This window comes from Stutzerimonas tarimensis (genome assembly GCF_042648805.1).
Lineage (GTDB): Bacteria > Pseudomonadota > Gammaproteobacteria > Pseudomonadales > Pseudomonadaceae > Azomonas > Azomonas tarimensis.
Genome location: NZ_JBHRXZ010000017.1, coordinates 231,209 through 255,534, shown reverse-complemented (window position 1 = coordinate 255,534; position 24,326 = coordinate 231,209). Strand labels below are relative to the sequence as shown.

At 63.0% G+C, this 24,326-nt stretch carries 15 protein-coding genes and 1 tRNA gene; 11 read left to right on the top strand and 5 right to left on the bottom strand.

Annotated features, from left to right (window positions below):
* Both ACFOMF_RS08120 and ACFOMF_RS08115 read right to left on the bottom strand, forming a co-directional pair.
* On the bottom strand, positions 1 to 4,990 hold a 4,990-nt coding region (locus ACFOMF_RS08120), incomplete at its 3' end, for a YDG domain-containing protein (RefSeq protein WP_386363425.1).
* Positions 4,991 to 5,305: 315 nt separating this feature from the next.
* The gene (locus ACFOMF_RS08115) at positions 5,306 to 7,312 is read right to left on the bottom strand and encodes a sensor histidine kinase (protein ID WP_386363422.1); all 2,007 of its coding nucleotides are present in this window, start codon (positions 7,310 to 7,312) and stop codon (positions 5,306 to 5,308) included.
* 19 nt (positions 7,313 to 7,331) lie between these two features.
* Between ACFOMF_RS08115 and ACFOMF_RS08110 the strand changes: the two genes are divergently transcribed.
* The 5 genes from ACFOMF_RS08110 (at position 7,332) to ACFOMF_RS08090 (ending at position 12,407) form a co-directional block, all read left to right on the top strand.
* Positions 7,332 to 7,616, top strand: a complete 285-nt coding sequence (locus tag ACFOMF_RS08110; protein WP_386363419.1) for a hypothetical protein — start codon at positions 7,332 to 7,334, stop codon at positions 7,614 to 7,616.
* A gap of 11 nt (positions 7,617 to 7,627) precedes the next feature.
* On the top strand, positions 7,628 to 8,311 hold the full coding sequence (locus tag ACFOMF_RS08105) for a response regulator transcription factor (protein WP_386363416.1): 684 nt from the start codon (positions 7,628 to 7,630) through the stop codon (positions 8,309 to 8,311).
* A gap of 557 nt (positions 8,312 to 8,868) precedes the next feature.
* Positions 8,869 to 10,947, top strand: a complete 2,079-nt coding sequence (locus tag ACFOMF_RS08100) for a BCCT family transporter (RefSeq protein ID WP_386363413.1) — start codon at positions 8,869 to 8,871, stop codon at positions 10,945 to 10,947.
* A 139-nt stretch (positions 10,948 to 11,086) separates the two neighbouring features.
* On the top strand, positions 11,087 to 12,277 hold the full coding sequence (locus ACFOMF_RS08095) for a methyltransferase (protein ID WP_386363410.1): 1,191 nt from the start codon (positions 11,087 to 11,089) through the stop codon (positions 12,275 to 12,277).
* Between the two features lie 54 nt (positions 12,278 to 12,331).
* Positions 12,332 to 12,407: transfer RNA gene (locus ACFOMF_RS08090), tRNA-Thr, on the top strand.
* A gap of 119 nt (positions 12,408 to 12,526) precedes the next feature.
* On the opposite strand, the gene motB is transcribed toward ACFOMF_RS08090, so the two are convergent.
* A complete protein-coding gene (gene motB, locus ACFOMF_RS08085; RefSeq protein ID WP_386363408.1) occupies positions 12,527 to 13,540 on the bottom strand; it encodes a flagellar motor protein MotB in 1,014 nt (337 codons plus the stop codon).
* Positions 13,541 to 13,549: 9 nt separating this feature from the next.
* On the bottom strand, positions 13,550 to 14,401 hold the full coding sequence (motA, locus tag ACFOMF_RS08080) for a flagellar motor stator protein MotA (RefSeq protein WP_386363405.1): 852 nt from the start codon (positions 14,399 to 14,401) through the stop codon (positions 13,550 to 13,552).
* 143 nt (positions 14,402 to 14,544) lie between these two features.
* Between motA and ACFOMF_RS08075 the strand changes: the two genes are divergently transcribed.
* The 6 genes from ACFOMF_RS08075 (at position 14,545) to ACFOMF_RS08050 (ending at position 22,987) form a co-directional block, all read left to right on the top strand.
* The gene (locus ACFOMF_RS08075; protein WP_386363402.1) at positions 14,545 to 16,065 is read left to right on the top strand and encodes an HDOD domain-containing protein; all 1,521 of its coding nucleotides are present in this window, start codon (positions 14,545 to 14,547) and stop codon (positions 16,063 to 16,065) included.
* A gap of 72 nt (positions 16,066 to 16,137) precedes the next feature.
* The gene (locus ACFOMF_RS08070) at positions 16,138 to 16,953 is read left to right on the top strand and encodes a rhodanese-like domain-containing protein (protein WP_386363399.1); all 816 of its coding nucleotides are present in this window, start codon (positions 16,138 to 16,140) and stop codon (positions 16,951 to 16,953) included.
* Positions 16,954 to 16,964: 11 nt separating this feature from the next.
* On the top strand, positions 16,965 to 17,852 hold the full coding sequence (asd, locus tag ACFOMF_RS08065; RefSeq protein ID WP_386363396.1) for an archaetidylserine decarboxylase: 888 nt from the start codon (positions 16,965 to 16,967) through the stop codon (positions 17,850 to 17,852).
* Positions 17,853 to 17,921: 69 nt separating this feature from the next.
* The gene (locus ACFOMF_RS08060) at positions 17,922 to 19,709 is read left to right on the top strand and encodes a molecular chaperone (protein ID WP_386363393.1); all 1,788 of its coding nucleotides are present in this window, start codon (positions 17,922 to 17,924) and stop codon (positions 19,707 to 19,709) included.
* Between the two features lie 55 nt (positions 19,710 to 19,764).
* Positions 19,765 to 21,831 carry an EAL domain-containing response regulator gene (locus ACFOMF_RS08055; RefSeq protein WP_386363390.1) on the top strand — a complete coding sequence of 689 codons (2,067 nt, stop codon included), beginning with the start codon at positions 19,765 to 19,767 and terminating at the stop codon, positions 21,829 to 21,831.
* A gap of 79 nt (positions 21,832 to 21,910) precedes the next feature.
* Complete coding sequence (locus ACFOMF_RS08050; protein WP_386363387.1) at positions 21,911 to 22,987, top strand: NAD(P)-dependent alcohol dehydrogenase; 1,077 nt, start codon at positions 21,911 to 21,913, stop codon at positions 22,985 to 22,987.
* Positions 22,988 to 23,002: 15 nt separating this feature from the next.
* Here the strand turns inward: ACFOMF_RS08050 and serB are convergent, their stop codons facing one another.
* The gene (gene serB, locus ACFOMF_RS08045; protein WP_386363384.1) at positions 23,003 to 24,220 is read right to left on the bottom strand and encodes a phosphoserine phosphatase SerB; all 1,218 of its coding nucleotides are present in this window, start codon (positions 24,218 to 24,220) and stop codon (positions 23,003 to 23,005) included.
* Positions 24,221 to 24,326: the final 106 nt, after the last annotated feature.

The window sequence follows — 24,326 nt, the reverse complement described above, 5'->3', positions numbered from 1 at the left end:
AGTTGCCACTGTCGGTGCCCGAAAGCTGGTAGGTGACTGTGACCTGCTTGCCGATGCCCGCGTTCTTGTCCGCGAATTCACCGCTGCCGGCTACGCTGACGCTGTCGCCGTCGACGACGCCCGCAAGCGTACCGACGTTGACCTGGGCGGCGGTAGAGCCGTCATAGGTTCTGGTCGCAGCACTGGAGCCGTTGATCTGCAGGCTCTTTTGATAGATGTCTGCGCCCAGGGTTTCACCAACGACGTGGTAGTTGCCGCTGTCGTCGCCTGAAAGCAGGTAAGTGACGTAGACCTTCTTGCCTACCCCTGCGTTCTTGTCGTCGAAGGTGCCGGTGCCGCTGACAGTCACGTCATCGGTATTGATGACTCCGTTGAGGCTGCCGGCGTTGATCTGCGCTGCGGTCGTGCCATCGTAGGTCCGGTCTACGGCGCTGGAACCAGCGACTTCCAGCCCCTTGGTATGGATATCGGCGGTCGTGGTGGCGGTGTTATCCGCAAGTTGGTAGTTGCCAGCGTCGCTGCCGGTCAAGGTAATGCCGGTGATGTTCACCGTTTTGCCTGTTCCAGCATTCTTATCGGCGAATGCGCCGCTGGCCGAGGCCACGGCCAGCGTATCGCCGGCAATGATGCCGGCGAAGGCCGCACCGCTGCTATCGAGTGTGGCGAGGTTGCTGCCGTCGTAGGTTTTGCTCTGGGCAGTGATGCCGGAAACGGCGCTGATGATGGCTTGATTGATCGTTGCCGTGGTGGTCAGCGGAGCACCGTCGCTGCCCGCCAGTTGGTAGTTGCCAGCGTCGGTGCCAGACAGAGTGATGTCTGTCAGCGATACGTTGACGACCTTGCCGATACCGGCATTCTTGTCAGCGAAGGTGCCGGCGACCTGGCCACTGAAGGAAACGTCGTCACCGTCGATCACGTCACCGCTGTTCAGCGCACCGTTTACCGTGGCGGCGACGGTGCCGTCGTAGGTCTTGTTCTCGGCGATGACGCTGACGCCCAGGACCTTCCTGTTGATGGTCAGGCTATCGGCCTTGTCGATGATGTCGTAGCCCTGCTGGTGCGAGTACAGGTCCTGACTCACGGTCAGGGTGCCATCAGCGGTGCTGTAGGTGCCGGCGTTCTTGGACGTGGTGCTGTAGCTCAGGCTACCCTGGAGGCTGGCCGTGGGGTCTGACAGCAGGTAGTCGTTGCCGCCACTGGTCTGGCCGTCATAAGTCTTGTTCGCCAGGCTGATGCTGACCGGCTTGAGGAAGCTGCGCAGCAGGGGGGAGGTGTTGCCTTCATAAATGCGCCAGATGGTGCTTTCACCACCTTTATCGGAAATGTCCCAAGTGGCGAAGGTTGCAGCCGTTTGCAGTTCAGCAGTGGTTTTGCCCTGGCCACCATCACTGGTGCTCTGGTGGCTGGTTTCAGTGTTCCAGTAGCTGTCGGTGATGGCGCCGTGGCTTTCACCCACCAGGCCACCGACGCTGGTACTACCTGTTACATGGCCAGTGGCGTAAGCATTGCTGATGTCACCGAAGTTAAACCCCACCAAGCCACCGATGTAAAGACCATTGCCCAGGCCCTTAACACTGCCAGCGGCATAAGCATTACTGATTTCAGTGAATAAACTGAGCCCTACCAGGCCGCCAATATTGTTGTCGCCCTGAACATCGACAGATGCATAGGCATTGCTGAGACTGTCTAACTGGCTTTGGCCTACCAGGCCGCCAGCATAGCTATTATGAACGCTGACATTACCGGTGGCGAAAGCGTGGCTGATGCTGCCGCCGGCACCATAACCCGCGAGCGCACCGGAAAAGTTGAGCCCGGTAATGTCTACATCAAACAGTCCGATGTTATGGATATTGCCATTCTCGGTGTAGCCAAATAGTCCAAGAAAATTAGTGTCCGGGCGATGGATGTAGAGATCGCTGATGACGTGGTTGTGGCCATCCAGGTTGCCGCTAAAGGGGGAAGCCTCGGTGCCTACGGGGGAGAACCCCGCCGTGCTCCACATGCTACTGCCACCCCCGCTGGCGGTGGCACTGGCATCGATATCCCGTACCAGCCGGTAATCAGCCGCCAGGTCGTAGGCCATCAGCTGCAACTGGTGGATGTTGCCGATCTCGGTGGAGTATTCGCTGAACAGGAAGGGCCGGGTCTGGCCCGCGATCATGATCCATTGGGCGTTACCGGCGGCGTCCTTGGCGATCCAGGTATCCGAGCCGTTGACCTGTTCCCAGGCGCCAAACTCAGTGTAGGCAGCGGGCGAGTAGCGGTTGTCGGCATCTACCGCAGTGACGTTGGAAAAGGAGCCGTAAGGCCCGGCTGCGGTTTGCCCGCTACTATCGCTGTCCCAGTGGGCGTACTCCAGGATTACCGTCCCCGGCTTATAACCGAATATTGCGCCTGTATTGGTGCCCGTACCTGAGACGGCACCGCTGGCGTAGACATTGCGGAGCACACCCGACAAGACAAATTGTCCGATCAGCCCCCCTGTACGATTCCCGCCCGTGACATCACCCGTGCTATAGGCATGACTGATCTCTCCTCCCGATTGGTAGCCAACCAGGCCTCCCACTTCCTCACCCGTCGAGGATACCGCTCCGGTAGCGTAGGACTGCTTGATGTTGCCAGCGCTCGAACCGACAAGCCCCCCTAATTTACTGCCTGCCTCACTTGTCACATTTCCTGTCGCATAACTGCTTTCGATAGTGGTCAGACCGTTATTGCCCACCAAACCACCGATCTGCTCACCGGTGCCAGAAACATTACCCGTTGCATAGGAGTGTGAAAGGTGAATGCCGTAACTGTCACCTATCAGCCCTCCGACCCGTGACACACCGGATACATTTCCAGTTGCGTGTGCAAACTCTAGGATAGTACTCGAAGCCGTCCCACCAACAAGGCCGCCCACGCTTTGGACACCTGTGACATTTCCAGTCGCGTAGACCGAGTCCAGCGTACTGATATAGGGCTCTCCGAACATTGCGGAGTCATTGCTTTGGGACCTGCCAACGAGACCACCAACATAGTTGCTTGTGGATACCACATTGGCGCCGGAATACGACCGGCTTATATTTCCCATGTGCAAACCGACCAGTCCTCCCGTATTAACTCCGCTTCCCATCACAGTACCGGCCGAGAAACTGTCGTGTATAACGCCCGTAGCCTCATTGGAGCCAACTAAACCGCCGACGCCACTATTACCGCTGACTGCGCCAATGAAATAAGCGTTGCTGATCCGTCCACTGTTTCTTCCCACCAGCCCCCCCACAGAGGCGTAGAGGGTCCGGACATTGGAGTTCTGTATGCCGATGTCACGGATCACGCCGCCCTCTTGCAATGACCCGAAAACCCCTACCACATTCTGGGCCGCATCGATATCCAGATTACGTATCACATGCCCCAAACCGGCAAAGGTGCCATTGACTTGCTGTACCAATGAACCGGTGTAAGTGGTGCCAGCGGCATCCAGATCCTGGGCCAGGGCATAGTAGCCTTGCAGCGGTGGAAGCATGGGGTTGCCGGGAATGCGGTCGTCTATTGCATCCAACTGCTCGATAGAATGGATCAACCTGTAGTTTGATCCATTGATATTCAAGCTGGCATTCCCGCCACTGAGGGTCACCGGCGCCTTGACATGGTAGTCGCTGCCACTCGCCGCGCTGCCATTCTGCTTGTAGCCACCATGATTGAGCACCAGCCCGGCGCTCTCGCCAGTGGCGGTGATGGCCGCGTTGATATTGATATCACCATGGGCGGAGAGCGTCAGCGTGGTGTCGGCAGCCCATTCCACCGCCGCATCGACGTGGATATCGCCCGCCTCGCTGCCCGTGGCGACGGTCTGCAGTTCGACGTCGGTGTTTTCCAGGCTGGTCGACAGGGTTTCGGCACCGATACCGCTATCGGTCTGGCTGGCGCTGCCGGCGCCGACGGTGAAGTCGCTGGGGTCGATCAGCCATTTGCCGGTCTGGCCGCTGGCGGCCTTGGTGGTGACCTTGACGCCATCCTCGATACGCACGCTGGCCGCCGAGGTCTCGACGAAGCCGCCATCGCCGCCGTGGGGCGCGCTGGCGTCCAGGGTGCCAGCCACCAGGATACGGTCGTTGTGCATGTCGCCGAGCAGCACGATCTCGCCCTTCTCGCCGGTGGCCAGGGTCCGCGCCTCGGTGATGCCGGTATGGTTGATGACCGTGCTGGCCAGCTCGCCAGCCGCTTTTGCCGTCAGGTAGACGCTGCCGCCGTCAGCCCTGATCGCGCCACCCTGTTCGATCAGCGCGTCGATGGCGGCCTGTTCCACTTCCAGCTTGACCGGCCCACCCAGGTCCAGCGTCACCTTGCTGCCGGCGCCCAGCAGCACGTTGCCGCCCGTGGCGGTCAGGCTGCCGGTGTTGCTGATCTTCGCCGCGATCAGCGCGATGCTGCCGCCCGGTGCAGTGGTGATACTGCCCTGGTTGACGATGGCATTGCTGCTGTCGCCGGCGAAACGGTAGTTGCCCGCCATGAAGTCACTGGTACTGATGTCCAGGGTGCTGGCGACGATCCCACCGACGTTGACCTGAGCATCCGGCGTGAACAGTACGCCGTTGGGATTGACCAGGAACACCTGGCCATTGGCGTTGATCGCACCCTGGATTACGGATACGTCCGAGCCGAGCACACGGTTCAGCGCCACCGCATCGCGCCCCGGCTGGTTGAAGGTGACGCTATGGTCCTTGCCGATGTTGAAGCTGTTCCAGTCGATCGCCAGCTTCGACGAGTCCTGCTGGATGGTCATGGCATTGCCATTCTGGCCGATGCTGCCGGCACCACCGACCACCACACCACCGGTCGGCAGGTCGGCAGCCAGCGCGGGCGCCGAGAGCAGCGCCGAACACAACAGCACGGTGCTCGCCGCGTTGCTCTTGCGGTGGCTGCGCGCATTTTCGGCGACGGGCACGAATCCACCCTGGCTGTCGTTCCAGACAAGGCGATAGGCATGGTTCAGGGAGGGCTTGATCATTGAAAACTCCAGCGATGGCACCGACGCGGGTGTAATGGCTTGTCGCCATCAATCTACTGGAGGCATTTTTCTTATAACTGAGAAAAACTGAGCTAAAACTCAGTAAAAAAATCAACTATAACGACCAGGGCCTGTTGAGATTCGACATAACTTATTGATCTACAATATAACCCGTATCGTTGAGCGCTCGATGGCGCATAGGCTCGCAAGGAGCGAGCCATGCTTGCGAACCCTGGCACTGCAAGGTATTGCGGCCTTGGCCCGTTCCCAAAAAGCCTCCAGGCAATGCCGCTCGCGATGAAACGGCAACAGACCCTAGCTCGGGACCTGCGGCAGACGCAGACTGAAGCATACCGTGTCGGCATCCACAGCCGTCAGATCCGCGTCACCACCTTGCAGCTCGGCAATGCGCCGCACCAGATAGAGCCCGAGTCCCGCACCCGGGCTGCGCTGGGCGTTCTGCCCTCGATAATACTTCTGGAACAGGCGTTCACCTTCGCCCTCCGGGATGGCCCCGCCGCCGTTTAGGACGCGGAAACAAACATGGCCATCCTCCGCCGCGACCTCGACGCGCACCGCCTCGTGCAGCGGCGCGTGGCGATCAGCGTTGGCCAGCAGGTTGCGCAAGGCGATACGCAGCAGACCGCCATCGCAGAACAGGTCGCGGCAGTCCAGACGGTAGTCGACCCGAATCCGGCCCGGCTCGAACTCGCTTTGCAAGTCAGCCACCAGGGCCGGCAGGTCGCAAGGCGCCAGGCGCAACTCGATCTGCGTCTCGCTCATACGGTCATCGGTCAGATATTCGTCCACCAGCGCCAGCAGCCGCACCGCCGCTTCGCGGATATTCCGGCACCGCTGGAGGTTGCGCTCCGAGGTCACAGTCAAGCTGCCGGCAAGACGCTGTGCCGTGGTGGTGATGATCGCCAGCGGGGTGCGGAATTCATGCGACACCATGGCGACGAAGTCGCGCTGCTGTTCGCGCACGCGACGCTCCAGTTCCAGCGAGGCCCGCAGCTCCTGTTCCAGATGCTCGCGGCGGCGAATCTCTTCGCGCAGCTCACCGGTACGCTGCATCACCTGCTGTTCGAGGCGCTGGCTGTGCTGCTGCGCGAGCTCGGTGGCGATCATCGCCTGGGCATGGTCCCTGGCACGCCGGAGCCGGTCGTGGTGAGCAACGATGCGCAGACTGACCAGGCCCATGTGCACCATGGTGCCCAATGCCGAAGCGTTTTCTGTCCAGGTATTGACCGGCAGGTAACCGAGATTACGCAGGAAACCCACGATGATGCCCGCATAGAACACACCGAAGGCCAGCAGGAAGAAACGCGCCGGCGGGTGCCCGCGCAGCAGGAGAAAGATACCCAGTGAGATGAAACAGGGAATCAGCAGCAGGGCCAGCCACTGAATCGGCCACATCGCCCAGCCATAATGGCCCAGACCCACCACCAGCCCGGCGATGCCGGCAAGCAGCCAGAGCGCACCACACAGCCAGCGCAGGGTGCGTGGATAAAGCCGTTGCAGGCCCAACTGGCGGGAAGCGAACGACACAGCAACGGGCACGGCGACCGCTATACCTATACCCAGCAACCTGTCACTCCACCATACGCCAAGCCCGGTAACCTGCTGGATCAGACCGAGCGACAGCACCTCGTTGAGCACGCAAAGGCCGACGTAGACCAGGAACAGGCCACTGTCCGGGGCCGACGTGAGTCGCGAGAACACCGCGAAGGAGCAGATCAGCAGCAGATAGAAGCCGAAATAGAGGCCGAAGAACAGTGCTTCGCGCCGAGAATGGTCGTTGAATGCCTGGGGCTCCCAGACGGCCACCCTGACCGACAGCGCATTCTTGCTCTGCAGGCGGAGCAACAGCCGTTGCTCCGCACCATCAGCCAGGTCGAGGTGATACACCGGGCTGCGGTAGTCCACCGGCCATTGCGTGCGCGGCACGTTCTCGCCGCTATGGCCCAGCAGTGCCCAGTCGCCACCGGCGCTACGCCCATAGACCCTGACGTCGTCGAGCAGGGCATTGCTCAGGTGCAGTATCCAGTCGCGCCGAGCCCCATGGGCCGCCACGTCCAGGCGCAGCCACAGAATCGCAGGCGTGAAACCGGCATTCAGCCCGCCTGGCAACGGCGTCCAGCCAGCGGATGCATCGGCCATACTCGCATCGAGCGTGCCTTGGGGGTCATCGAGGCGCTCCAGATAACCGCCGGTGTCGAACGAGCGCGAGCCATCCCGCAGGTGCAACACCTCGCCCAGCACGGAGGCCGGCAGAGCGAACAGCAGCACGAGAATGAGAAAATGGATGGGCATGGCGGGCATGCTAGCATGGCACCTCGCCATGACCCTGCCCTGCAGTTCAGCAATCGAGCCGAATGACTCATTCGGAGAAGAACGCCCCGCCTACGAGCCGAGCCGCCACCCTTTGGCGATCATTGATATCGACAACTGCGGTTGCCAGTCGTCGGCCCTCGCCCCCTGGGATGCCTCGGCGCAACCCAGGCACAAAACAGCGAACAAAAACAATGCCAATGAAATCTTCACGAGCATTTATTATGGCGTAGCGATAACGCTCGATATTCGCCTGCTCAGAAACGCTCAGTTTGACCCGATGAACTTCATTTAACCTGCCTGGCCATGCTCGACATCATCCTGCTCGAAGACGAACCCGTACTGCGCGAAGAACTCGCAGACTTTCTCGGCGATTGCGGCTACCCGGTGGAAAGCGTCGCCACGCTGGCAGACTTCCGTACCTGTTTCGACAGCACCCGGCACCGCATCGCCATCATCGACCTGGGCCTGCCCGACGGCGACGGCCTCGACCTGATTCGCGAACTGCGTGCCAATGAACAACCGCCTGGCATCGTGGTGCTGAGCGCGCGCAAAAGCACCCGCGACAAAATTCTAGGCCTCGGTGACGGCGCCGATTATTACCTCGGTAAAGGCACTGATCTGGATGAACTGGCCGCCACACTGGCTGCCCTGAACCGCCGCCTGGAACCGTCGTCAGCCACCAGCCCCTGGGTACTGGAAACCGGACAGCGCCGCCTGCACTTGCCCGGCGGCGCCAAGATGCCGCTGTCGCAACAGGATTTTCTGGTACTCCATGCTCTGATGCGCGAGAGCGGCGAACTGGTGAGCCGGCAGCGAATAGTCGCTGCCCTAGGCAAGGACTTCCTCAATTACGACCAGCGCTGCCTCGACACCCAGATGCGTCGCCTGCGGCGCAAGATCGCCACTGCCGGAGGCCTGGAGCTCCCGGTGAAAACGGCACGCAATGCCGGCTATCGCTTCTATGCAGAGGCCCAGGTCGTCGACTGATGACCCAAGGGGGGCACAGCGTGGCTCCCCCCTGACGAGGCGATGGGAAGAGTCGACTGGCGGGGCATAGTGCTCCCGCCTGGCTCATGTTTCCTGCGAATCGGGTACCCATTGACGCTACGCCGAACTGCCTGCCGATGGCTCGTGGCTCCTGCTCGGCGCATGTGCCTGCAGAGGATCGCCAGCAAACCGCCAGCACGCTCGACCAGTATGACGAGGCGGTTCTACGCAACCTGGAGATTGCCTTCACGCATTACAACGAGGAGCATTCGCACACTGCCCTGAACTACCCGCTCGCTTCGGGGCTCCGGCGGCTGACCGCAACATCAACTTGACGGGGCGGCGGTGTCCGGTTTGATAGAGGGACTCGCAGCTATCCAGCTCAAAGCCTTTCCAGAACAGGACGAGCCAACTAGCATCCATGGCGACGGCGGTGGTTGGGTCAGGGTCATGTTTTGGCGAACACAGCCTTAACCCTTCTCGCCACCGCCTCCCTCCGCTTTAACGCTAACCTTCGAAGAACCAAACTTAAACCCCTAAGGAAACCCTCCCCTCGTATGTTCTCCACCGATCGCAAACTTCCGAAGGCTGTCATCCTCTTCCCGGTGTTCATTCCGGCTGTGGTGGTCACGCTGCTGTTGGTGATCGGCACCATTTCCAATCCGGAAATGGCCGGCGAGGCGTTCAGCGCCACGCTCGCCTTCATCACCCAGTCGTTCGGCTGGTTCTACATGCTGTCGGTGGCGTTCTTCCTGGTCTTCGTGGTGGGTATCGCGCTGACCAAGTGGGGCAACATCAAGCTCGGGCCGGATCATGCCGAGCCCCAGTACAGCTTTCCCGCCTGGTTCGCCATGCTGTTCTCGGCGGGGTACGGCATCGCCCTGCTGTTTTTCGGAGTCGCCGAGCCGGTGTTGCACTATTCAACCCCGCCGGCCGGAGCGCCCGGGACAATCGAGGCCGCCAAGCAGGCCATGCAGATCGCCTTCTTCCACTGGGGCTTCCACATCTGGGCGATCTACGGGCTCACCGGCCTGGTGCTGGCCTATTTCTCGTTTCGTCACGGCCTGCCGCTGTCAATGCGCTCGGCGCTCTACCCCATCATCGGCGAGCGCATCTATGGTCCCATCGGTCATGTAGTGGATGTCTTCGCGATCCTCGGCACGCTGTTCGGCATCGCCACCACGCTCGGCCTGTCGGTCACCCAGATCAACGCGGGACTGAACTACCTCTGGCCGACCATTCCGGTCAGCGCCACGGTGCAGGTGATCGCCATCGCCCTGATCACCCTCGCCGCGATCTGCTCGGTGGTCGCGGGCCTGGACAAGGGGGTGAAGAACCTGTCGCTGCTGAACATGATCTTGGCGCTGACGCTGATGGGCTTCGTGTTCATCGTCGGGCCGACCATCTTCATCCTTGAAACCTTTCTGCAGAACACCGGCAGCTATCTGAACAACATCGTCGAGCGAACCTTCAACCTGCAGGCCTACACCCGCAGCGACTGGATCGGCAACTGGACGCTGTTCATCTTTGGCTGGACCATCGCCTGGTCACCCTTCGTCGGCCTGTTCATCGCCAAGATCAGCCGCGGCCGCACCATTCGCCAGTTCGTCTTCGGCGTCATGCTGGTGCCCTCGATCTTTACCTTCCTGTGGTTCTCCATCTTTGGCGATACGGCCCTGCACCTGATCATGAACGAGGGCTATACCGCGCTGATCGACGAGGTGCAGGCCGACCACGCCATCGCTCTGTTCAAGCTGTTCGAACGCCTGCCACTGACGTCGATCGCCTCGTTCATCGCAGTGGTGCTGATCATCACCTTCTTCGTCACCTCGTCCGACTCGGGCTCGCTGGTGATCGACTCCCTGGCCGCCGGCGGCGCCACCCACACCCCGGCCTGGCAGCGCGTGTTCTGGGCGACCACCGAAGGCGCGGTGGCGGCGACCCTGCTGCTGGCCGGCGGACTCACCGCCCTGCAGACCATGACCATCGCCAGCGCCCTGCCCTTCGCGATCATCATGATCATCGCCGCGGTCGGCATGTGGCGGGCGCTGGTGATCGAAAGCCACACCACCACCAGCCTGCAATACCAGATGCAGGGCACTCGCCTGACCAGTAACGGCGGCCCCGGCCTGTGGAAGAAGCGTCTGGCGCGGCTGGTCAACTTTCCCAGCGGCGAGCAGGTCGAGGAGTTCATGTCCAGCACGGTGCTCAAGGCCATGCGCCGCGTACAGCGTGAACTGGCCGCCCAGGACTGGCCGGCTCAGGTGCATATCGATGAGCCCAACCACCGGCTCTATCTGGAGGTACTGCGCGAAGGGCAGCTGGATTTCATCTACGAAATCCGCCAGGTGGGCTATGCGATGCCCGCCTTCGCCCAGCCGGAAAGTCCGGACGGTGACGAGCATTATTACCGTGCCGAGGTTTTTCTGCGCCGCGGAGGCCAGTCCTACGATGTTTATGGCTACGACCAGGCAGACCTCATCGGTGACATCCTCGACCAGTTCGAGAAGTATCTGCACTTCCTGCATATATCCCCCGGCAGCCTGCCGTGGCGAATGACCGAGCATGACGAGATGCTCAGCGGCGAGCCATTCGCCGAAGAACCACCAGCGCCGGAGGGCAAAACCGACCCATGAATCAAGATGATCATCCCCTGGCATTGCCTCTTTAAGGGGCACCTCCGGGCAGGGCCTGTTGCGGGCTCCGACAAACCTCAGTGACCTAGCCCCGGCGTGCTTCGCTACACTCACGCCCTCGATCCCGAACGCCCGCGCCATGTCCCTGTTCGATCACTTCCAGGCCCTGGACGCCTTTCTCGTCGCGCACCAGTCGCTCTGGCGCCCGCGCCCCTTCACCGAGCGCCAGCCGGCCTGGGAAACCGCCCATACCGAGCTCGCCCATTGGCTACGCAGCCGCAACCTGGAGCAGGCCGAAACAGCCCAGGCAGACCCCACCAGCCTCGACGCGCCGGCCCCCTTCCCCAGCATCGCCGCCCAGGCCCAGCGGCTGAGCCAGCTCGATCCGCTACCGGCCGGCACGATCGAGGCGACCGAGCCACGCCTGTCCGTCGACGTACCCGGCCGCAAATGGCAGCAGATCGAAGCCTTCTCAGCACGACTGCAATTCACCCGGGCCCCGACCCACTGGCTCGACTGGTGCGCTGGCAAGGGTCACCTGGGCCGGCGGCTGGCGCGCCACGGCGAGGCCCTCACCTGCCTTGAATGGGACCCCGCTTTGGTCGAGTCAGGCGCCCGGCTCAGCGAAAAACTGGGGATCACAGCCAAACATCGACAGCAGGACGTCCTCGCCGACGACACCCTTCGGCATCTCGACCCGCAGAGCACACCTGTAGCTCTGCACGCCTGCGGCGACCTGCATGTGCGCCTGCTGGAACTGGCCATCAGACAAGGCTGCACGCAACTGGCCATAGCACCCTGCTGCTACAACCGCACCCGCGATCCGGAATATCGACCCCTGTCGCGTATCGCCCAGGCATCGGCGCTCACCCTGGACCTGGAAGACCTGCGCCTGCCCATCCGCGAAACCGTCACCGCCGGCGCCCGGGTGCGCCGTCAGCGCGATCAGTCCATGGCCTGGCGCCTCGGCTTCGACCTGCTGCAACGCCAGCTGCGGGGCGAGGACAGCTACCTGCCGACCCCGTCTCTGCCTGCCGACTGGCTACAGAAGGATTTCGCCGACTACTGCCGCGACCTCGCCTCCCTGAAAGGCCTATCCAGCCCCGGCCCCTGGGACTGGGCCAGCCTCGAAAGGGCCGGCTGGCAGCGCCTGGCCCAGGTCCGTAACCTCGAACTGGTCCGCGCCCTGTTCCGCCGCCCCCTGGAACTCTGGCTTACCCTCGACCGCGCCCTGCTCCTCGAGGAGCACGGATACAAGGTCCGCCTCGGCACCTTCTGCGACCCGCAACTCACCCCCCGCAACCTGCTCCTGCTGGCCGAGCGAAACTGAAGTAACTCAATGGTTTACTCACGGCTGCGGTTGGCTATAATGCGGGCCTCTTGTGCCGGTATAGCTCAGCTGGTAGAGCAACTGACTTGTAATCAGTAGGTCCCGGGTTCGACTCCTGGTGCCGGCACCATATAAACGACAAAGGCCCGCAGCGATGCGGGCCTTTGTCGTTTCTGAACAGCTCATTGGTCACCGGCTCTTGGCAATGGAGGGTATCCGCCAAGCCTCCAGGCCGGTTCGCCCCCTACCTCACTGCTGAAACCTCAACACTCCCTCCTCGAAGATATTCAGCTGCTGGCGCAGCTCCGTCCCTCTCAGCGCCCGGGGCTCTGCATTGATGGCGGGCTCGGCGGGTGCTGGAGGTGCAGGCGGCGTTGGCGTTGACGTCGGCAGCTCGGGGCTCTGGCCGTCTTCGATGGACTGTTGCGCGCGCTTGGTGAGCACCATGATCTCGATGCGGCGGTTGACCGGGTTGGTGGGGTTTTCCCGGTCGAACAGGGCCGTGGAGGCGTAGCCGACCACGCGGGCGATCTGGTTTTCTGGATAGCCACCCATGATCAGGGTGCGGCGCGCGGCATTGGCACGGTTGGCGGAAAGCTCCCAGTTGCCAAAGCCGTTGTTGCCCCCGGCGAAAGGTTTGGCGTCGGTGTGGCCGCTGATGCTGGTCTTGTTCGGCACGCCGCGCAGGGTGTCGGCAAGAATGAGCAGGATGTCTTCGAAGTAGGGCTGCAGTTGTGCGCTGCCTAGGCCGAACATGGGCCGGTTCTCTGCGTCGCGGATCTGGATGCGCAAACCGTCCTGGGTGATGTCGAAGAGGATCTGCTCGCGGAAAAAACGAAGCTCAGGATCGTCATCTACCTTGTTCTGCAGCTCCTGGAGCAGCAGTTCCAGCCGTTCGCGCTCGAGCTGATCGGCCAGTTGTTCGGCATTGCTGGTGTCGATGTTGTCCAGCGAACGAGTGGCCCCGACATCGTCGGGGAAATCCACCTGCGGATTCAAGGTTCGATCAGGCGCTGGCGTCGGCGAGCCACCCAGGTCGATGACGAAGGGACTGGCGCTTTCACTGAAGCCGATCGGGTCCTGGAAGTAACCTGAAATCGCCTGTTTCTGCTCGGGGGTTGCCGAGGTCATCAGCCACATTACGAGGAAAAAGGCCATCATCGCGGTGGCGAAGTCGGCGAAGGCGATCTTCCAGGCGCCGCCATGATGACCACCGACGACCTTCTTGACCCGCTTGACGATGATCGGCTGGCTGTTGTCCATGATCGGCGCTTAGTTTCCGCGCATGGCTTGCTCGAGCTCGGCAAAGCTCGGGCGGTGGCCGGGGTAGAGCACCTTGCGACCGAACTCCACCGCCAGCGTCGGCGGCATGCCGGACGCAGAGGCCACCAGGGTGGCCTTGATCGCTTCGAATACGTTCAGCTCTTCCTTGGCGTCATGACCGAGCGCTGCGGCCAGCGGGCCAAAGAAGCCGTAGGAGGCAAGAATCCCGAGGAAAGTCCCGACCAGGGCCGAGCCCACCTTGTAGCCGATCATCGCGTTGTCCGCTTCGGCGAGGATCGACATGGTAATAACGATGCCGAGCACGGCCGCCACGATACCCATCGCGGGCAAGCCGTCAGCCACCTGGCCAACCGCATGCGCAGGGTGTTCGAGTTCCTCCTTGAGACTGGCCAGTTCCATGTCGAACAGCCCTTCGAGTTCGTGGGGCGCCATGTTGCCGGAGGACATGATGCGCAGGTAATCGGCCACGAAGGCGGTCATGCGCTGGTCCTGGAGAATGCTCGGATACTTGCTGAAGATCGGGCTGGCGGCCGGGTCCTCGATGTCCGCCTCAATGGCCATCATCCCTTCACGCCGGCTCTTGTTGAGGATCTCGTAAAGCAGGCTCAGGACTTCAAGGTAGTAGGCCTGGGTGAAACGCGTGCCGAACATCTTCAGGGACTTCTTCAGTACCAGCAGTGTGGTGCTACCGGAGTTGGCCTGAAGGAAGGCGCCAAAGGCCGCCCCACCGATGATGAGCACTTCGAAGGGGTGAATGAGCGCGGCGATCTTGCCCCCCGAGAGCACGAAGCCACCCAGGACACTGGCGAAAACGACGATGATGCCGATGATCTTGACCATGAAGCGATTCCATACTCCGAGCGAAAACCCAGCGGCCGTCGCAAACGGAACCAATGAGCGAGACTAGACTCAACATGCAATTTAGTTATCGGTCGAATTGCGCCAGACTAAAGACCCTCCTGCCCAAAAGCTAGTGGCGCACCATGCCGACCCCGATCCCTACTCCCCGCTCGATACCGGCCTGGATCAAGGCCCTCGATGGGGTGCGCCTCCCGGTCACGGCCGAAGAGAGCTCCAGGGCGCGACGAGCCCTGGGCGATGAGCGGCGCTCCTTGCGTGAGATGGCCGAGTCGATTCAGGGCAGTCCGGTGCTGGCCCTGGAGATCCTTCGCGAAGCCAATCGCAACCGGCAGTCCCTGGGCGCCACGGCCGAGAGCCTGGAAGTTGCGCTTACCCGGATAGGCTTGCAGCGCGCCAGCGAGTTGCTGGGCCGGCTGCCCACCCTCGATCCCGCACAACCCTTACCGGCGTTCTTCCAGTTACTGGTGGTCAGCCAGCACGCCAGCCAACAGGCCAGGGGACTCTTCGGCCAGCGCCTGGCCCGGCTCTGGCAGGAGATCCACTGGAGCTCACTGTTGTTCCTTGCCCCGGCCTGGGCGCTGGCCTGCGCCTATCCGCAACTGCTGCATGCCTGGGAGCAGCGAGTACTCGGACGTGGCGAGCCATCCATGCGGGTGGAGCGCGACTTGCTGGGCGTCAGTCTCCTGGAGCTGTGCGCCGAGGTCGCCCGCCACTGGCGCCTGCCCGATTGGATTGCCCAGGGCTATCGCCTGCTCAGCGAGGACCGCCGCCTACTGGTCAAGGCCCTGCATATCGCCCGCGATCATGCCGACCCGTTGCACCAGCAGCAGCGGCTGGATGATGATCCGGAGCTGCGCCGCTGGCTGACCCTTCCGAGCAACACGCCCGTGCTGGCCAATGGCCTGGCAATCGCCGCGCATCACAGCTGGAGCGCGCCGCATACCCTGCGCTGGCAACGCCTGGCAGCACTCTACCTGCAGCATCCGCTGGAAACCCTCCAGCAGTTGATGCACCGGGAGGCGGTCATAAGTGCCCGTGTTCATACTCCGGCCGGCCTCTGGCACCCGGCCCTGGCATTGATCTGGCCTTGGCAGAGCAGTTATCCGGCGGCCCAGGCGCCGGCGGCGACGGCTGTGTCAGGTAATGTCTCGCGTTGGCGGGAATGCTGTGCCGAGCTGTTGCGCGATCCCAGCCCTTTTGCCAATCCCCAGCAACTGGCCACGGCGGCGCGCGAGGCGTTGACAGCTGGCGGCATGCAGCGGATTCTGCTGCTCCATCTGGATCGAGGCCGCCAGTTGCTGGTGGCTGGACAGACGCAGGGGCTGCCTACCGAGGCCGAAGAATTGCAGATCGACCTTGCGCACAGCCCCTTGCTGCGCCAGATGGTGGATCAGCCACGCCAGCTGCACCTGAACGCCGACAATATCGCGCGCTTCACGGCGTTGCTGCCGGGCGCATTGAAAGCGCTGTTCGTCAGCGAGCACCTGATGCTCCGGTCGGTAGCCAGCAATGGCCGGGTACTGATGCTGGTTGTCGCCGACCAGCGCGGCGCCGCGCTGAACGCGATGGCCGTGCAGGCATTCGGCAAGACCGTGCAGTGCATCGATCGTGCCCTGGAACTCTTCGCTCGGCGCCCACGCTGATGCAGAGTACCCACACAACCTACCGGGCTTTGGTTACACTGCGCCCGTTTTTTTGTCAGCCGGAGGACCCTCGTGCCCGCCTTTGCCGATTTGCCCCTGGTCATCGAACCCTCTGATCTCGTGACCCGCCTGGCCGCGCCGGAGCTGATCCTGGTCGATCTGACCAGTGCCGCGCGCTACGCCGAGGGCCACCTTCCTGGCGCGCGTTTCGTCGACCCCAAGCTGACACAGCTTGGCCAGCCGCCAGCGCCCGGCCTGTTGCCTCCCCAAGCGCAGCTCGAACGCCTGTTCGGCGCGCTGGGCCACCGCGCCGACGCAGTTTATGTGGTCTATGACGACGAAGGCGGCGGCTGGGCGGGCCGCTTCATCTGGCTGCTCGACGTCATCGGCCATACCCGTTACCACTACCTCAACGGGGGCCTGCATGCCTGGCTCGCCGAAGGGCTCCCGCTGAGCCGGGAAATGCCACCCGACCAGGACGGCGTGGCGACGCTCTCTCTGCACGATGCGCCCACGGCCACCCGAGAGTACCTGCTCGGCCGCCTGGGCGCGGCGGATCTGGCAGTCTGGGATGCGCGCGGCCCTCTCGAATACACGGGCGAGAAACTTGTTGCCGCACGCGGCGGGCATATCCCGGGCGCGGTGAACTTCGAGTGGACCGCCGGGATGGATCCGGCGCGCGGCCTGCGCATTCGCGAGGACATCGCCGAGCGACTGACGGGCCTCGGAATCACGCCTGACAAGGAAGTGATCACCCATTGCCAGACCCACCACCGCTCGGGCTTCACCTACCTGGTGGCCAAGGCGCTCGGCTACCCTAGGGTAAAGGCCTACGCCGGCTCATGGGGCGAATGGGGTAATATGCCCGACACGCCTATCGAACGATGAAAACTCACCGCATGAAAGATCGCCTGTTCGTTCTCAGCCAATACGTACTGCCTCATCACCTCATCTCGCGCGCGGCAGGCCTGCTCGCCGAGTGCCGGATCGGCTGGCTGAAGAACGCCTTCATCAAAGCCTTCATTCGCCACTTCCAGGTCGACATGCGCGAGGCGCAGATCGAGCGCATCGACGAATTCGAACACTTCAATGCCTTCTTCACCCGCGCCATGAAAGAGGGCGCACGCCCGCTGGACCCGACGCCGGGCGCGATCCTGAACCCCTGCGACGGCGCCATCAGCCAGTTGGGCAGCATCGAACAGGGTCGCATCTTCCAGGCCAAGGGCCACAGCTACAGTCTGACCGAACTGCTCGGCGGCGATCACCAGCGCGCCGCGCCCTTCATGGGCGGCGAGTTCGCCACTGTCTATCTGTCTCCCAAGGACTATCACCGCGTGCACATGCCGCTGGAAGGCACACTGCGCGAGATGATCTACGTGCCCGGGCGGATCTTTTCGGTCAACACGGTCACGGCCGAGGGCGTTCCGGGCCTGTTCGCCCGCAACGAGCGCGTGGTCTGCCTGTTCGATACCGAGCACGGGCCCATGGCCATGGTACTGGTGGGCGCCATGATCGTCGCCAGCATCGAAACCGTCTGGGCCGGCCTGGTCACGCCGCCGAAGCGGACCCTCAAGAGCATTTGCTATGACGAGGCGGCGCGCGCGCCGATTCACCTGGCCAAGGGCGCTGAAATGGGCCGTTTCAAGCTGGGCTCCACGGTCATCCTGCTGTTCGGCCCCGATCAGGTGCGCTGGGCCGAGGACCTGCGCGCCCTGAGCCCGGTGCGCATGGGCGAGAGCCTGGGGCAGGCGCGAAGCGCGGCCCCGCCGATCGTCCCGACAATCTGACATTCACCGGGCCTTACAGGACGTACCCGTAGCCCGCCCCGTTAGCGAACACGAGCCAGGGAGTCGCAGTTGGACACACAAAGCCCTCATTTGCTATTGCGCGCACCCAACCAGTCACGACAGAAACTGTCGTTCTGCAAGGCGGCCCCCGGCCCGCTGGCCGAATGGCTAAGCCACCTTCCCAGGGCCAACCTCGGGGAGACAGCTCGTCGCCTGTTCCAGGCGCTTAAAGAGCTGAACGAGTTGCCACTGCCTCCCGCCGAGCGCCTGCCACTGCTTGAACTGCTGCGCCCGGAGGTTCACGAGACCTGCAAGCATCTTGAACGGCACTTCCTGGACAAGGCCCTGGCCCTGGATCACCAGGGGCGCAAGGTGGCCGGCCTGTGCCAGACCCTGCACAACTATCTGGCCGACGGCTACAAGCTGGTGGTCCAGCAGTACATCGCCCAAGGCGGCGGCAGCCACTCGGCCAGCGACCAGCCCGAACCGCTGGCATTGGCCTCGCAGCGCGCCATTCGCAGCCTGTACGCCGCCCTGGTGCGGGCGTGCCAGCTGTACAATGTGGTTCCGGACAGCGCCTGGGTAGAGCTGCACCTGCTCTTCGAGACCGCACGCAAGCATGGGCTGGAGCGCCAGGCAATCAGCGACCCGCTGACCAAGCCGGCCCGCAGCATGAGTATCGAGCAGAGCTACCTCGCGGCGCTGCTGCTTGGGGCCGCTCGCAGCAATCAGCTGCGTCAGCGCAGCATCGGCAAGCTCGGCGATCTGCTCGAGGGCTGGAGCCCGCTGGTGCATCTGCAGCCAGCCAGCGCGCCAAGCTGTCAGTTCGTGGTGATCCCGCCCATCGACGGGGCACCTCGCTATCGCTCGCTGGTTCCGCCCGAAATGCTGGAAGGCTGGCTGGGCATCAATGCCCAGCCACTCTCGGCGGTGATCGCCGAATACCTGAAGATGCCCACCAAGCAGCGCCACCTTTCGGAACTGTCGCGCGCCGACGAACTGGACGACGATCTGCTTCGTCATCTCTGCACAGCCTGGGATGGCATGGCCGAGCGCAGCTTTCCTCGCAGCGCCGGCGAGGGTGAGCTTGAGCTCTGCATCGGCATGACGGCGGTTCACTTCTACCTCAGCGGCGAACGCAATTTCGACGAGATGCTCGAGCAAAATAACCAGATCGAGGCGGAGCGCAAGAAAACCAAACCCGTCGCCGACCCCTGGAGCGCCGCTTTCGTGCACACCCCGTCGGAGGCCAGTGAGGCAAGGCCGGAACTGCAGAGCATTGCCTTCGAGCTGGCCAGCGAGGCGCCTTCGGTCAGCCATCCCACCTTTCGCTTCGGCATCGTCGACCAGAGCGCCGAAGGCTACCGACTGACCTGGCCCGAAGACGTACCGGCTCAGCTCCAGGTCGGCGAACTGGTGGCCCTGCGTGACCGCGATCAGCACTGGATCCTGGCCACGGTGCGCTGGGTTCGTCAGCTGCACCAGGGCGGCACCCAGATGGGCATACAGCTCAAGACCCGTCACGCGCATCCCTGCGCCCTGCGACTGGTCAACAGTGATGGCCAGAACAGCCATTACCTTCGCACGCTTATGATTCCGGAAAACGCCACCATGCGCTCCCCGGCGAGCCTCATCGCGCCCAACATGCCCTTCCGTGAAGGATCCAACGTACGCATCCTCGACAACAAACGCGACTACAGTGCCGTGCTCTGTGAGCGACGCAGCGGCACTCCCAGCTACGGCGAGTTCACCTACCGAACGCTGGAGATGGCCCGCGAGGAGATGCCGGTCACAACACGCCATGCGCAGCCGGTGGGCGCGGCGGAAGGCTTTGACTCGCTCTGGGAGCTTTTGTAGATTGCCGGCGACTCCCTTTCTCCAGGCGCTCGTCGCGCGGTTCAAGCTGTAAACCATGCCCAAGGAAAAGCACACACTCCGCCTGCTCATCCTCGAAGACTCGCAGAATGAAGCCGAGCGCCTCGTCAGCCTTTTCCGCAACGCCGGCCATGCGACCCGTGCGCAGCGCCTGACCAGCCACGAGGTGCTGGAGCAGGCCCTGCAGCGCCCCTGGGATCTGCTGCTCCTGGCACCGCAAAGCGAGTTGCTGCCCCCTGGCGATGCGCTCCGCGCGGCTCGCCAGGCGACCGACCTTCCGGCGATACAGCTCACCGCCGACAACGACTCCGATGCCATCACCGAAGCCCTGATACTGGGTGCCCGTGACGCGGTACCCCAGGGTGAAGACGAACGCCTGATCCTGGTGGCCAACCGTGAACTGGCCGACCTGGCGCAGCGCCGTGCGCGGCGCCAGGTCGAAGCGCTGCTTCAGGAGGCCGAAAAGCGCTGCCACCTGCTGCTGGAAAGCTCGGCCGATGCCATTGCCTATGTCCATGACGGCATGCACGTCTACGCCAATCGAAGCTATCTGGACCTGTTCGGCTACGAAGACGCCGACGAACTCGAGGGCATGCCTCTGATCGACCTGATCGCCGGTTGCGATCAGGTCAACTTCAAGGATTTTCTGCGCAATTACCAGACCCGCCCGGAGGCGAGCGAGCTCCCCTGCGATGGCATTCGCGGCGATGGCAGCGCCTTCAAGACGCAGATCCACCTGTCGCCGGCCATTTTCGATGGCGAACCTTGTATCCAGGTGTCGATCCGGGCGGAAACGAGCAATGCCGAACTCGAGGAAAAGCTGCGCGAGATCAGCAGTCAGGACGCGGTGACCGGCCTGCACAACCGCAGCCACTTCCTCGAGCTCCTGGGTTCCGCTGTCGAACAGCGTCTCGGCGGACAGGGCGAAGCCAGCCTGGCCTTTATCCGCATCGATCGCTTCTCCAGCCTGCAGGCGGAAATCGGCCTGGCCGACTCTGACCAACTGCTTGCCGAACTGGCCCAGCTCCTGCTCCGCGAACTGCCGCCTGGCACCGAACTCGCGCGCTTTGGCGATGATCAGTTCACCTTGCTGCAGCCCGAGCTCAATCCGACGCAGGCCGAACCGGCAATGGCAGCACTGCTGCGCAAGGTAGGCGACCACCTCTTTGAAATCGACGGCCGCACCATCCAGATCACCCTGAGCATCGGCATCGCCGGGCTCGACAGGAAGATCGACGATGCCCAGGCGATACTGGACCGCGCCCATCGTTGCGCCGACGACCTCACCGAAGGCAATGGGGTCAAGCGCTTCGATCCTGCCGAGGAAATCGCGGCCGCAGCCAACCGCGGCAATGTCCAGGCCATGGTCCGCCAGGCGCTCGACAACAACAGTTTCCGCCTGCTGTTCCAGCCCATCATCAGCCTACTTGGCGATAGCCACGAGCACTATGAGGTCTTGCTTCGGCTGCTCAACCCCAAGGGCGAAGAGGTCCCGCCCGGTGACTTCCTGGAAGCGGCTATCGAAGCGGGCCTGGCGGTGACCATCGACCGCTGGGTACTCCTCAACTCGATCAAACTGCTCCACGAGCACCATGCCAAAGGGCACAAGACCCGCCTGTTCGTGCATCTGTGCGCCGCCAGCCTGCAGGACCCGGCGCTGCTGCCCTGGCTCGGCGCTGCGCTCAAGGCCTCTCGCCTGCCAGGAGACGCCCTGGTATTCCAGTTCGACGAAGCGGACGCGACCACCTACCTGACCCAGGCCAAGCCCCTGGCCCAGGGCCTCAGGTCGCTTGGTTGCAAGATCGCCGTGAGTCACTTCGGCCGCGCCGGCAATCCGCTCAACCTGTTCACCCACCTGCCTGCGGAATTCGTCAAGGTCGATGGCAGCTTCGCGCAGAACCTGTCCAGGCCTGAAGGGGTCCAGGCGCTGACGGCGCTGCTGGGCGAGTTGCACAAGCTGAACAAGCTGAGCATCGTGCCGTTCATCGAATCGGCCAGCATGCTCGCCAACATCTGGCAGGCGGGCGTGAACTACATTCAGGGCTACTACCTGCAGGGCCCCAGCCAATCGATGAATTACGACTTCAGCAGTGAGGACAGCTGAACAGGCCTTGATGTCGGTCAGCTGCGAGCTCCCCAGGCTAGGCTAGAATTTCCAGGGAACCCGAAGCCCAGAGGAGATCATGATGGTCATGATGAAAGCCGCCGTCTTTGTCGAACCCGGTCGCATCGAGCTGCAGGACAAACCCATCCCCGACGTCGGCCCGAACGATGCGCTGATCCGGATCACCACCACGACCATCTGCGGCACCGACGTTCATATCCTCAAGGGCGAATATCCCGTCGCCTCGGGCCTCACCATCGGCCACGAGCCGGTGGGCGTCATCGAGACGCTCGGCAGCAGTGTCCAGGGCTATCAGGAAGGCCAGCGGGTGATCGCTGGCGCCATCTGCCCGAGTTTCGGCTCCTATGCCAGCCAGGACGGACTGCCCAGCCAGGACGGTGGCTGCAGCTGCCACGGCTACAAGCCCATGGGAGGCTGGCGCTTCGGCAACAGTATCGACGGCACCCAGGCCGAGTATGTGCTGGTGCCCGATGCCCAGGCCAACCTGGCGCCCGTGCCTGACGGGCTGACCGATGAGCAGGTGCTTATGTGTCCGGACATCATGTCGACCGGCTTTGCCGGCGCCGAGGCCGGCAACATCCGCATCGGTGACCTGGTGGCGATCTTCGCCCAGGGCCCGATCGGCCTGTGCGCCACGGCTGGTGCCCGGTTGCGCGGTGCCAGTCTGATCATCGCCATCGACGGCATCGGGGAGCGACTCGAGGTCGCGCGGCAGATGGGCGCCGACGTCACGCTCAACTTTCGCGAAGTGGACGTGGTGGAGGAGGTGCTGCGACTGACCGGAGGGCGCGGCGTCGATGTGGCCATCGAAGCGCTGGGTCTTCAGTCGACCTTCGAGGGCGCGCTGCGGGTGCTCAAGCCCGGCGGCACGCTTTCCAGCCTCGGGGTCTACTCCAGCGACCTGAGCATTCCCCTGTCGGCCTTTCATGCCGGCCTGGGCGACCACAAGATCATCACGTCGCTGTGCCCGGGCGGCAAGGAACGCATGCGCCGGCTGATGAACATCGTCGCCGCCGAACGTCTGGACCTCACGCCGCTGGTGACCCACCACTATGCGCTGGATGACATCGAGAAGGCCTACGACCTTTTCGCCAACCAGCGCGACGGCGTGCTGAAGGTGGCGATCAAGCCCTGAGGCTGCGGCTAAGCCTCAGGCTTCGCCGCCTTCACGATCGCGGTAGCCGAGCAGATAGAGGATGCCGTCCAGGCCAAGGGTGGAAATCGCCTGTTTGGCCGACTGCTTGACCAGGGGCTTGGCGCGGAAGGCGACGCCGAGCCCGGCCAGCCCGAGCATCGGCAGATCGTTGGCTCCGTCGCCGACCGCAATGGTCTGCTCCAAGCGCAGTCCTTCCCGCTCGGCCAGCTCGGCGAGCAGGTCGGCCTTGCGCTGGGCATCTACGATGGGCTCCATGGCGACACCGGTAAGGCGCCCGTCGAGGATTTGCAGTTCATTGGCAAAGACATAGTCGATACCCAGCCTCTGCTGCAGCTGGTGGGCAAAATAGGTAAAGCCACCGGAAAGGATCGCGGTCTTGTAGCCAAGCCGCTTGAGCTCGGTGAACAGCACCTCGGCCCCCTCGGTCAGCTGCAGGCCGGCACCGACTTTGGCCAGCACGCTTTCCGGCAGGCCCTTGAGCAACGCCAGGCGCTCCTTGAAGCTGGCGCGGAAATCCAGCTCGCCGCGCATGGCCCGCTCGGTGATGGCCGACACCTGCTCGCCGACCCCAGCCTCCTTGGCCAGCTCGTCGATCACTTCCGCCTCGATCAAGGTCGAGTCCATGTCGAACACGGCCAGCCGGCGATTGCGGCGGAACACGGTGTCGCGCTGGAAGGCGATGTCGACGTTCAGCTGCTGAGCCACACTGAGAAAATCAGCGCGCATGGCGTTCGGATCGGCCGGCTCGCCGCGCACCGACAGTTCGATACAGCCTTTTCCGCGCTCGTCAGGCATGTCCAACGGCCTGCGCCCGGAGAGGCGGTCGATGCGGTCGATGTTCAACCCGTACTTGGCCGTGATCGAACTGACCCGCTGCAGCTGTTCGGCGGTCACCTTGCGCGTCAGCAGGGTCACGATGTGCCGAGGTTTGCCCTGGCCGCTGACCCACTGCCGATACTCCTCTTCGGAAACCGGCGTGAAGCGCACCTGCTGGTCGAGCCCGTAAAGGGTGAACAGGAGATCCTTGAGCACTGAGGAGCCAGCCGGGGTACCGGGAATCTCCACCAGGATGCCGAACGACAGGGTGTCGTGGATCACCGCCTGGCCGATGTCGAGAATGTTCACCTCACCCTGAGCCAGGATACCGGTCACGGCGGCGGTCAGACCGGGCCGATCTTCCCCGGTGATGTTGATCAGGACGATCTCGCGCAAGGCGCAACTCCCTAAATGGCAAAGGCCTGAATTCTAGCCTGTTTAGTCTCCGGACGGGCATGTTCGCGGCTATCCTGCCACCCCGACCGCTGGCTATACTGCCGGC